Annotated in this window: 6 protein-coding genes and 1 rRNA gene; 1 reads left to right on the top strand and 6 read right to left on the bottom strand. The window is 53.2% G+C overall.

From position 1 onward, the window contains the following. Positions 1 to 164: 164 nt before the first annotated feature. The gene (gene metH, locus ACIPUG_RS21155) at positions 165 to 3,848 is read right to left on the bottom strand and encodes a methionine synthase (protein ID WP_205547053.1); all 3,684 of its coding nucleotides are present in this window, start codon (positions 3,846 to 3,848) and stop codon (positions 165 to 167) included. A 191-nt stretch (positions 3,849 to 4,039) separates the two neighbouring features. Here metH and iclR point away from each other — a divergent pair, with 191 nt between their 5' ends. Further along, positions 4,040 to 4,870, top strand: coding sequence for a glyoxylate bypass operon transcriptional repressor IclR (gene iclR / locus ACIPUG_RS21150; protein ID WP_039289117.1), 831 nt, complete (start codon positions 4,040 to 4,042; stop codon positions 4,868 to 4,870). 340 nt (positions 4,871 to 5,210) lie between these two features. On the opposite strand, the gene aceK is transcribed toward iclR, so the two are convergent. The 5 genes from aceK to rrf all read right to left on the bottom strand — a co-directional run bounded on the left by aceK (position 5,211) and on the right by rrf (position 11,658). Then, a complete protein-coding gene (aceK, locus tag ACIPUG_RS21145; protein WP_400340073.1) occupies positions 5,211 to 6,938 on the bottom strand; it encodes a bifunctional isocitrate dehydrogenase kinase/phosphatase in 1,728 nt (575 codons plus the stop codon). Between the two features lie 48 nt (positions 6,939 to 6,986). Beyond that, positions 6,987 to 8,294: an isocitrate lyase gene (gene aceA / locus ACIPUG_RS21140; RefSeq protein WP_119872322.1), complete on the bottom strand. Its 1,308-nt coding sequence runs from the start codon at positions 8,292 to 8,294 to the stop codon at positions 6,987 to 6,989. Positions 8,295 to 8,325: 31 nt separating this feature from the next. Continuing rightward, on the bottom strand, positions 8,326 to 9,924 hold the full coding sequence (aceB, locus tag ACIPUG_RS21135) for a malate synthase A (protein WP_400340070.1): 1,599 nt from the start codon (positions 9,922 to 9,924) through the stop codon (positions 8,326 to 8,328). A gap of 283 nt (positions 9,925 to 10,207) precedes the next feature. Next, on the bottom strand, positions 10,208 to 11,137 hold the full coding sequence (metA, locus tag ACIPUG_RS21130) for a homoserine O-succinyltransferase (RefSeq protein ID WP_014916800.1): 930 nt from the start codon (positions 11,135 to 11,137) through the stop codon (positions 10,208 to 10,210). 405 nt (positions 11,138 to 11,542) lie between these two features. Then, positions 11,543 to 11,658 (bottom strand): 5S ribosomal RNA (gene rrf, locus ACIPUG_RS21125). Positions 11,659 to 11,842 lie beyond the last annotated feature (184 nt).

Genomic DNA, 11,842 nt, shown 5'->3' with positions numbered 1-11,842 from the left:
GATTTGACACTCATACTCTGGCACATCTGATGCCGTTAAGATGGAGCGTCCATCTCATTATCCATGCGGCTCACCCGGCGGCCACGCCCACCTCAGCAGAATTTTAACGCCAGTTGAAAACCAACACTTGTTAACCCACAGATATTATTTCTTTTACTGGCATCTTAATCGGCATCATAGCCGAGATTCGGCGCCAACCAGCGCTCCACCTCACTCACTTCCATCCCTTTACGCACCGCGTAATCCGCTACCTGATCGTGTTGGATTTGCGCGACGGCGAAGTATTTACTGTCGGGGTGGCTGAAATACCAGCCGGATACCGACGCGCCCGGCCACATGGCATAGGATTCGGTGAGCTTCATGCCGGTATGCTTTTCCACATCCAGCAACTGCCAGATTTGCACTTTTTCCGTGTGATCCGGGCAAGCAGGATAACCCGGTGCAGGACGGATGCCCTGATAGTTCTCGCGGATCAGCAGCTCATTACTGAGGTTCTCATTCGGCGCATAGCCCCAGTAGACTTTACGCACACGCTCATGCAGGTATTCCGCAAAGGCTTCCGCCAGACGGTCGGAGATCGCCTTCACCATGATCTTGTTGTAATCATCATGCTGCGCTTCCCACTGATCGGCCAACGTATCTTCTTCCAGCCCACCGGTCACCGCAAACGCCCCGAGATAGTCCGGCTTGCCGCTGGACTTCGGTGCCACAAAATCAGACAGGCAGTAGTTCGGGAAGTCGGTTTTCTCCGTCTGCTGACGCAGATGGTGGCTCACTGACAGCACCGTTTCACGCCGTTCATCGGTATAAATCACTACGTCATCGCCAACGCGGTTCGCTGGGAATAAACCCACCACACCACGCGGATTCAGCGCACCGCGTGCGGACAAGTCGTCCAGCATCGCGTTGGCATCGGCAAACAGGCGCTTGGCCTCTTCACCCACCACCTCATCCTCCAGAATGCGGGGATATTTCCCGGCCAGCGACCAGGTCATAAAGAACGGCGTCCAGTCGATGTAGTTGCGCAGCGTTTCGATGCTGGCTGTCACTGCCTGCACGCCCAGCCGATGCGCAACTGGCGGCGTGTAGTTCTCCCAATCCAAATCGGAAGCGTTAGCGCGAGCCGCTTCCAGCGTAACGGGCGGCGTTCTCGGTTTTTTACGCGCGTGCTGAATACGCACGGTTTCGTACTCTTTACGGGTACGCGCAACAAAGTCGTCATATTGCGTACTGGACAGCAGCGCTGACACCACACCAACAGACCGGGACGCATTCTGCACGTAGACCGTCGGGCCGCTATAGTTCTGCTCAATCTTCACGGCAGTATGTGCTTTAGACGTCGTCGCCCCACCAATCAGCAGCGGCAGCGTGAAACCCTGACGCTCCATCTCTTTCGCCACGTTGACCATTTCGTCCAGCGACGGCGTAATCAGCCCGGACAACCCGATAATATCGACCTTTTCTTCGCGTGCGGTCTTCAGAATCTTGTCCGTCGGCACCATCACGCCCAGATCGATAATTTCGTAGTTGTTACATTGCAGCACCACACCGACGATATTCTTACCGATATCGTGAACGTCGCCTTTTACCGTCGCCAGCAGGATCTTCCCAGCTGACGTGCCTTTGGCTTTGCTGGCTTCAATGTAGGGTTCGAGATAGGCCACCGCTTGCTTCATGACGCGAGCGGATTTCACGACCTGCGGCAAAAACATTTTCCCCGCGCCGAACAGATCGCCGACGACGTTCATGCCATCCATCAGCGGGCCTTCAATCACCTCTATCGGCCGTGCGGCCTGCTGGCGCGCTTCTTCGGTATCCAGCTCAATAAATTCGGTAATGCCTTTCACCAGCGAATATTCCAGACGCTTCTTCACATCCCAGCCGCGCCATTCCGCCTGCGTTTTATTCCCTTCATCTTCCGTTTTGCTGCCGCGATATTTTTCTGCCAGTTCGAGCATGCGCTCGGTGGCATCGCTGCGACGGTTCAGGATCACATCCTCCACCGCATCGCGTAATTCCGCAGGGAGATCGTCATAGATCGCCAACTGACCGGCATTCACGATCCCCATGTCCATGCCGTTGCGGATCGCGTGATAGAGGAAGACAGCGTGGATCGCTTCACGCACCAGATCGTTACCGCGGAATGAGAAGGAAACGTTGGATACCCCGCCGGAGATCATCGCATGCGGCAGCTGCGCCTTGATGTCCGCACAGGCTTCGATGAAATCCACCGCGTAGTTGTTGTGCTCATCGATCCCCGTTGCCACAGCAAAAATGTTCGGATCGAAAATGATATCTTCCGGTGGGAAACCGACTTCTTCCGTCAGGATACGGTACGCCCGGCGACAAATTTCAATTTTACGGGCGCGAGTATCCGCCTGACCGACTTCATCAAACGCCATCACCACCACAGCCGCGCCGTAGCGCCGTACCAGTTTGGCGTGATGCACAAAGGCCTCAACGCCTTCTTTCATGGAAATCGAGTTAACAATGCCCTTGCCCTGAATACATTGAAGCCCCTTCTCAACCACCTCCCACCGAGAGGAATCGATCATGATCGGCACCCGGGCAATATCCGGTTCACCGGCAATCAGGTTCAGGAATCGGACCATCGCCGCTTCCGCATCCAGCATGCCTTCATCCATGTTGATGTCGATAATTTGCGCGCCGCTTTCCACCTGCTGACGGGCAACATCCAGCGCTTCGTTGTATTTTTCTTCTTTGATCAGACGCTTAAAACGGGCGGAGCCGGTGACGTTCGTCCGCTCCCCGACGTTAACAAACAGCGTGTTGGCATCGATATTCAGCGGTTCCAGACCGGATAGGCGGCAAGCCACCGAAATCTCTGGCAGCTTGCGCGGCGGTACACCTTCAACAACTTTTGCCATCGCAGCAATATGCGCGGGTGTCGATCCGCAGCAGCCACCGACGATATTCAGAAAACCGGATCGCGCCCATTCGCCGATATGTTTCGCCATATCGGCCGGATCCAGATCGTATTCTCCAAAGGCGTTGGGCAGCCCTGCGTTCGGATGCGCACTCACATAGCATTCTGAAATACGTGACAGCTCAGCGACATACTGACGCAGTTCATCCGGCCCCAGCGCACAGTTCAGGCCAAAAGAGAGCGGACGGGAATGACGTAAGGAGTTGTAAAACGCTTCTGTTGTCTGGCCGGATAGCGTACGCCCTGACGCATCCGTGATCGTGCCGGAAATCATCACCGGCAGCTCGATGCCTAATGCCTCAAACTCGCTTTCTACCGCGAAGCTCGCCGCTTTAGCGTTCAACGTATCGAAGATGGTTTCGATCATGATCAGATCGACACCGCCTGCGATCAAGGCTCGTGTCGATTCGCGATACGCTTCCACCAGTTGATCAAAACTGACGTTACGGTATGCCGGATCGTTAACATCGGGAGAGATCGACGCGGTACGGTTCGTCGGGCCAAGCACACCGGCAACATAACGTGGCTTATCCGGTGTTAAGGCCGTCCATTTGTCCGCGCTAGCACGCGCCAGCTGTGCAGCAACGGTATTAATTTCCGCCGACAACGCCTGCATATCATAGTCCGCCATCGCAATGGTGGTGGCGTTGAAGGTGTTGGTTTCGAGAATGTCGGCACCGGCTTCCAGATAGGCGTCATGGATTTCGCTAATCACCTGCGGCCTGGTTAGCACCAGCAGATCGTTATTTCCCTTCACATCACTCGGCCAGTCAGCAAAGCGCTCACCGCGATAATCTGCTTCCTGCAGGCGATAACCCTGGATCATGGTTCCCATACCACCATCCAGCACCATAATGCGTTGCGCCAACTGACGCCGCAATTCGTCTACCCGATTACTCACGCGAACCCCATCCCCGGCCAATAAATACGATATATTGCGTCTATCCTAGCATAAGTTGTGAGCACGCTAACGCGGTGTAGCATGAGACTTTTTCAGGTCATTTGCCGATAAAAAGTGCAGAGAAAGAAGAGTTGCATTCTGCGGTGAAAAAACGAAAATCAATTCCATTACCATAAAAAGGAATCGACGCCATGACGCCACCAGAGCCAGCTAAACGCGGGAAAAAACCCAGAGCCAGCGCGAGCACCGCTGCACAACCGACCGGGCAGGTGCAGTCGTTGACCCGTGGCCTGACGCTGCTTGAATATATCGCCAAAGCCAACGGCAGCGTGGCGCTAACCGATCTCGCTCAGCAGGCCGGTTTACCGAATTCCACGACCCACCGTCTGCTCACCACCATGCAGCAACAGGGTTTTGTGCGTCAGGTTGGCGATTTGGGCCTGTGGACGATTGCTTCACACGCGTTTATCGTCGGCAGCAGCTTTCTGCAAAGCCGCAACCTGCTGGCGATTGTGCATCCGATAGTACGCAAGTTAATGGAAGATTCTGGTGAAACCGTCAATCTGGCCGTGCTCGATCAGACCGATAGCCAGGCGATTATCATCGATCAGGTGCAGTGTACGGCGCTGATGCGTATGTCTGCACCGATTGGCGGTAAGTTGCCGATGCATGCTTCCGGTGCCGGGAAAGCCTTTCTGGCGCATTTGCCCGATGCACTGGTCACTCAATTGCTACACAAGAAAGGGCTGCACGGCTACACGCCACATACCTTCAGCTCGCCACAAGCGTTGAAAGAAAACCTGTCGCTGATTCGCAAGCAGGGCTATTCGTTCGATGACGAAGAGCACGCGCTAGGGCTGCGCTGTATCGCGGCCTGCATTCTGGATGAACATCATGAAGCGTTCGCCGCCATTTCCATCTCCGGCCCCGTGTCACGCATAACGGACGACCGCGTCACAGAACTCGGCGCGCTGGTGATCAAAGCTGCGAAGCAGGTCATGCAGGAATACAGTGGGTTATGAATAAGGTGTATTCCTCGTAATAAGCTGCCAATTATGGTGGGCTTTACTATTACCCGGCATGAAAATTATGCAGCGGTGAACTTGACCGCCGAGTGAGCGACAGGACGTCGCGAAAGCCAGTGCCGCGTCGGGAACGCGTCACTGGCGGCTCGACTAGCGGCCAAGAGCATCGATGGAACCGCGTAGCGGCATAATTTAGCCGGAAGCCTGGGTTCGTAGGGCGGCGGCGACTGAGCCGCCCTACGTCGGGCGCGTATACGGTATCGCATGTAAATGGCTGCGGTGTGGCGCACGAAACGCTCTCTGAGACAGAATACATATAACGAATAACGAGCCACGCTCAAATTGCAGCACGTTGACTAAAACGCTTGCGGCGTCGGTAGGCGTAAACATCCTCAATGTGCCCTTCCCGGATACGCTGCTGTAGTGCTCGCCAGTAATCCGCACAAAACAGATCGCCGTGCATTTCCTCAAACAGCGTGCGAATGTGGCGGTCGCTACACAGGAAATGGGGAAATTCTTCGGGAAATACGTCATTCGGCGCGACGCTGTACCACGGCTCGGCGGCCAGCTCATCTTCCGGATGACGCGGCGGCGGGATTTTGCGGAAATTTACTTCAGTCATGTAGCAAATTTCATCGTAGTCATAAAATACGACTCGCCCATGACGCGTGACGCCGAAATTCTTGAATAGCATGTCGCCGGGGAAAATATTCGCCGCGGCCAGCTGTTTGATGGCATTGCCGTATTCTTCAATCACATCGTGCAACTGCTGTGCACTTGCCTGTTCCAGATAGAGGTTCAGCGGCGTCATCCGGCGCTCCATGTACAAGTGTCGGATCACCAATTGATCCCCCAGATCTTCCAGCTTTTCCGGGACCTCACGCCAAAGCTCATCCAGCAACTCTGGACTGATACGATGCTTATCGATGACGAAGTTTTCATATTCCTGCGTATCCGCCATGCGCCCCACGCGATCGTGCTCTTTCACCAGTTGATAGCACGCCATGACCCGCTCTGCACTTACCTCTTTCTGCGGCGCGAAACGATCTTTGATGGCCTTAAATACGCGATCGAACGACGGCAACGTAAACACCAACATCACCATACCTTTCACGCCGGGAGCGATAATAAACTGCTCTTCTGATTCGGCAATGTAGTGCAGATATTCGCGGTAATACTCGGTTTTACTGTGCTTCTGGCAGCCAATCGCCAGATAAAGTTCCGCCGTCGTCTTCCCCGGCAAAATGTCACGCAGCCAGGCCACCAGCGCCGACGGCAACGGGGCATACACCATGAAGTACGAGCGGGCGAAACCGAACACAATGCTGGCGTCTGCTTGGCTGGTTAAGCAGGTATCAATAAATAGCGCCCCGCGTTCGTTGTGGTGAATCGGCAACAGGAACGGAAAGACACCGTCAGGGAGCGACAGTTTGCCCACCAGCCAGGCCGCTTTGTTACGATAAAACAGCTCATTAGCCAGTTGTAATGTCGCCTGCGCAAGCTGCTCCGCTGAGAAAGTACGCTGCAAATACACAGTGATATAACCAATATCACGCGGCAAATCTTCCCACGGTAAACGCAGCGGCACATCGCTCAGCAGCTTTTCCAGCATGTTCTGCCAGCCGTCAGTGGGCACAAACGTCTTGGCGATAGGCCGGGGGATTTCACGAAAGCGTTGTTCAGGCTGAGAGCTGAAAACAAACAGCTTATCCGGCGTCAGTTCCCGATGGTTGAACAGCCGACAGTAGACGGAATTAAAGAAACTCTCCGCAATCTCAAAACGCGGGTAGTCCGGCAGTAAGCGAGTATAGATATGCTTCACGCGAGCCAAAAAATCCGCATCATCGCAGCGAATGCCCGTAATACAGCGCAGCTGTTCAACCACCAGACCAACGTGGTGATCGTAGAGGTGAATACGCTGTTTCATTGCCTGTTGTACGGCAGGCCAGTCAGCCTGTTCAAAGCGCTGCTGCGCCCCTGCTGTCACTTCGAGAAAACGTCCATATTGCGCATCAAACCCTTGCAGGATCGTCTGCGCCACCAGCTTTTCAAGGTCACGCGTCATCATGATCTCCCGATGAAACCCGGCCAGCCGAACACTGACCGAGCAGGATCAGAACTGCTGTTCTTCCGTCGATCCCGTCAGCGCCGTCACTGAAGACTCGCCTCCCTGAATGATGTTCGTCACCTTATCGAAGTAGCCGGTACCCACTTCCTGCTGATGCGATGAGAAGGTATAACCGTCTTTAATCGCCTCAAATTCAGGCTGCTGCACTTTTTCTACGTAGTGCCTCATCCCTTCACCCTGCGCATAGGCGTGCGCCAGATCAAACATGTTGAACCACATGCTGTGGATACCGGCCAGCGTAATGAATTGGTACTTGTAGCCCATCGCCGACAGCTCATCCTGAAAACGTGCGATCGTGCTGTCATCCAGATTCTTCTTCCAGTTAAAGGAAGGAGAACAGTTGTACGCCAGCAGCTTACCGGGGAACTTCGCGTGGATAGCCTCAGCAAAACGACGCGCCAGCGATAAATCCGGCGTTGAGGTTTCGCACCACACCAGATCGGCATACGGTGCGTAGGCCAGACCGCGGCTGATTGCCTGCTCGATCCCGGCTCGCGTGCGATAGAAGCCTTCCACCGTACGTTCTCCGGTGATGAAATCACGGTCATATTCATCGCAGTCAGACGTCAGCAAATCCGCCGCATCGGCATCGGTTCGCGCAACCAGTAAGGTCGGTACGCCCAACACATCCGCCGCCAGCCGCGCTGCGATCAGCTTCTGAATCGCCTCCTGCGTTGGCACCAGTACCTTGCCTCCCATGTGCCCGCATTTCTTCGCTGATGCAAGCTGATCCTCAAAGTGAACCGCCGCAGCACCAGCTTCAATCATTGATTTCATCAGCTCAAACGCATTCAACACGCCGCCAAACCCCGCCTCCGCATCCGCCACAATCGGCAGAAAGTAGTCGGTATGGCGCTTGTCACCCGGTTCAATGCGGTTCGCCCATTGAATCTGATCGGCACGTCGAAAGGTGTTATTGATGCGTTCAATCACCGCAGGTACGGAGTTCGCCGGGTAGAGAGACTGGTCGGGATACATGCTGGACGCCAGATTGGCATCCGCCGCTACCTGCCAGCCGGAAAGGTAAATCGCTTCGATGCCCGCTTTCGCCTGCTGTAAAGCCTGCCCTCCTGTCAGCGCGCCCAGGCAATTCACATAGCCTTTGCGCGAATCACCATGCAGCAGGTTCCATAGCTTTACCGCGCCGAGCTGCGCGAGCGTGCATTCCGGGTTCACCGATCCCCGTAGATTAATCACATCTTCTGCGCTGTAGGGGCGCGTAATCCCTTCCCAGCGGGCGGTTTTCCACTCTTTTTCGATATGCTGGACTTGTTGGGTGCGAGAGGTCGTCATAGCAGAGGTTCCTTTTTATTATCAGTCAGGATTAATCAAGCAATGCGTAGCCAGGTAACGTCAGGAAGTCGATCAGCTCATCTTGCGTGGTAATTTGCTCCATCAGCCGAGCAGCTTCATCAAAGCGCCCTCCGCTGAAACGGGCATCACCGAGTTCCTCCTGAATCACAAACAGTTCTTCGGCCAGCATCTGGCGGAACAGCACCTTGGTGATCACACGACCATCGCTCAACGTCTTGCCGTGGCGAATCCACTGCCAGATTGAGGTGCGGGAGATTTCTGCCGTCGCTGCGTCTTCCATCAGCCCATAAATCGGGACGCAGCCATTGCCAGATATCCATGCTTCGATGTACTGCACCGCAACACGGATATTCGCGCGCATCCCCACTTCCGTTCGCTCTCCCGGGCAAGGCTCCAGCAACTCTTCTGCACAGATGGGCGCATCCTGTTCACGGCTGATATCGAGCTGATTTTTACGCTCACCTAACGCCTGATCGAACACTTCCATCACCGCATCGGCCAGCCCCGGATGCGCCACCCAGGTGCCATCGTGACCATTGTGAGCTTCCAGCTCTTTGTCTTTACGTACCTTATCCAACACCCAGTTATTGCGTTCCGCATCCTTACTCGGAATGAACGCCGCCATCCCGCCCATAGCAAACGCGCCGCGACGGTGACAGGTTTTGATCAATAGCCGCGAGTAAGCGCTAAGAAAGGGTTTCTCCATCGTCACCGACTGGCGATCGGGCAGAACGCGATCGCTGTGGCTCTTTAATGTTTTGATGTAGCTGAAGATATAATCCCAGCGGCCGCAGTTCAGCCCAACGATATGGTCACGTAAGTGATAGAGAATTTCGTCCATCTGGAAAACGGCAGGCAGCGTTTCAATCAACACCGTCGCCTTGATCGTCCCACGCGGCAGATCAAAGCGATCTTCTGTGTAGCAGAAGACATCATTCCACCAGGCCGCTTCCTGCCATGATTGGGTCTTTGGCAGATAGAAATAAGGGCCACTACCTTTCTTCAGTAGTTCCTGATAGTTGTGGAAAAAATACAGCGCGAAGTCGAACAGGCTGCCGGGAATCGCTTCCCCCTGCCAGGACACGTGTTTTTCGGGCAGATGCAAACCGCGAACGCGGCAAATCAATACGGCAGGGTTGGGTTTCAGTTGGTAGATCTTTCCTGTTTCATTGATGTAGGAAATCGTACCGCGTACGGCATCACGCAAGTTGATTTGCCCATCGATCACCTTTTCCCATCCCGGTGACAGCGAATCCTCAAAGTCCGCCATGAAAACTTTCACGTTGGCATTTAATGCATTGATCACCATCTTGCGTTCGACCGGACCGGTAATCTCAACGCGACGATCCTGAAGGTCATCGGGAATACCGCGTATTGTCCACGCCTTATCACGAATGGAAGCTGTTTCTGAAATAAAATCAGGCAGCTTACCCTGATCGATATTACGCTGTTGTACCTGCCGCTCGGCGAGTAATTGATTACGGGCTGGCGTGAAACGTGCGACCAGCTCTGTTAAGAAATCAATCGCTTCTTCCGTAAGAATTTGCTTCTCGCCTTCACCAAAACGCTGACTAAACGCCAATTCTTTGCTTATCGTCTGCTGCATCATTCGTGGTTCCTTTTCAGATTCCGCTTCATTTATCAACAACCGCCAAATCGGCAAACCAGTATGTACATTTCTTAGCCGACAGAATTAAGCGTAATACAATAAAAAACAAAATCAAAAACAATTTCCATTTTAATAAAAAAGTAAAAATAACCCCATGATAAAAATGAAAATTAAAATCAAAAAGGAAGAGAAATAACTTTCACTAACCAACGGAAATGAAAGAGTTCAGCACAAAAAAGAAAGGCACCTCAAAAGGTGCCTTAGCGAAAAGAAGGGGAATGGGTTAGTCCAGCGTAGGGTTCATCCGGCGTAAATCGTAAGGCGTGATCTGGTAAACATAGTAATTCAGCCAGTTAACAAAAAGCAGATGACCGTGGCTACGCCAGCTCGCTTTCGGTGCCAGTTCAGGGTTGTCATCGGGGAAATAATTCACCGGAACGGCCGGATCCAATCCAGCGTCGCAATCACGGAAAAACTCCCCCGCTAGCGTCGAGACATCATACTCTGGGTGTCCGGTAACAAATGCCAGACGCTTATCTTTGCTGGCAAACAGATAGGCTCCGGCCTGCTCTGACTCAACCAGAATCTCTAAATCCGTATGCTGACGAATTACATCAGCAGGGAAATCTGCATAGCGTGAATGTGGTGCCAGGAACGTTTCATCAAAGCCACGAGTCAACAACGCATGAGGTTGCAACGTTTGATGTGAATAAACACCAGATAGCTTTTCCTTGCGCGTCATCTTGGGAATACCGTAGAGGATATTGAGAGCAGCCTGCACAGCCCAACACACGAATAATGTGGAGGTAACATGCTCTTTTGCCCACTCGATGACACGTGCGATCTGTGGCCAATAAACAACATCGCAGAAATCGACTAACCCAAGCGGTGCGCCAGTAACAATCAGGCCATCAAAATTTTCGTTTTGGATGTCGTCGAAATCGCAGTAGAAGTTATTCAAATGCTCAGCCGGCGTATTCTTTGATTCACGACTATCGATACGCAGCAGCTGGATATCGATCTGTAAGGGGGAATTGGATAACAGGCGCAGAAACTGGTTTTCAGTCTCGATCTTTTTAGGCATCAGGTTCAGAACCAGCACTTTGAGGGGACGAATTTCCTGCGTTTTAGCACGCGAGGACGTCATCACAAAGACGTTCTCATTCCGCAGAAAATTAACGGCTGGTAACTCATCAGGAACCCGAATTGGCATAACCTTATATCCTCAAAGCATACGTTTAAACGTTTAGACATCCAGATGCCCGAAGATAGCGAGTTTTCGTTCTAATGTCGAGCGCTCAGAGCATAAGGTGAAAATGTTTCACGAAACCTAGTATGCGTCATCAGTGCGACTTCTGCTGAATGTGTTTAAGCACGTCAGTATCACTCAGGGGAACAGCCCATAGCAAAAAGCCCCTGTCTTTCGACAGAGGCTTTCCACGTGTTTGATGCCTGGCAGTTTATGGCGGGCGTCCTGCCCGCCACCCTCCGGGCCGTTGCTTCGCAACGTGCAAATCCGCTCCCGGCGGATTTGTCCTACTCCAGAGAGCCCTCATCGACAAACAACACATAAAACAAAAGGCCCAGTCTTTCGACTGAGCCTTTTGTTTTATTTGATGCCTGGCAGTTCCCTACTCTCACATGGGGAAGCCCCACACTACCATCGGCGCTACGGCGTTTCACTTCTGAGTTCGGCATGGGGTCAGGTGGGACCACCGCGCTATCGCCGCCAGGCAAATTCTGTTTCATTCCAGCCGTTACTATGGTGACTTTATCTTTCTCGTCATCACGCAACCACCAGAACCAATCTCTGAACAAGCTGAACATCGTTTCATATGAGTCTTTCATCACCCACAAAACACCTTCGGTGTTGTAAGGTTAAGCCTCTCGGGTCATTAGTACTGGTTAGCTCAACGTA

The organism is Pectobacterium sp. CHL-2024 (assembly GCF_044751765.1).
Lineage (GTDB): Bacteria > Pseudomonadota > Gammaproteobacteria > Enterobacterales > Enterobacteriaceae > Pectobacterium > Pectobacterium brasiliense.
This window is presented reverse-complemented; position numbering and strand designations above follow the sequence as displayed.

Excerpts from the sequence above, each read along its gene's own strand:
- metA (WP_014916800.1), bottom strand. The coding sequence starts at position 11,137 with ATGCCAATTCGGGTTCCTGATGAGTTACCAGCCGTTAATTTTCTGCGG.
- aceA (WP_119872322.1), bottom strand. The coding sequence starts at position 8,294 with ATGACGACCTCTCGCACCCAACAAGTCCAGCATATCGAAAAAGAGTGG.
- aceB (WP_400340070.1), bottom strand. The coding sequence starts at position 9,924 with ATGATGCAGCAGACGATAAGCAAAGAATTGGCGTTTAGTCAGCGTTTT.
- iclR (WP_039289117.1), top strand. The coding sequence starts at position 4,040 with ATGACGCCACCAGAGCCAGCTAAACGCGGGAAAAAACCCAGAGCCAGC.
- aceK (WP_400340073.1), bottom strand. The coding sequence starts at position 6,938 with ATGACGCGTGACCTTGAAAAGCTGGTGGCGCAGACGATCCTGCAAGGG.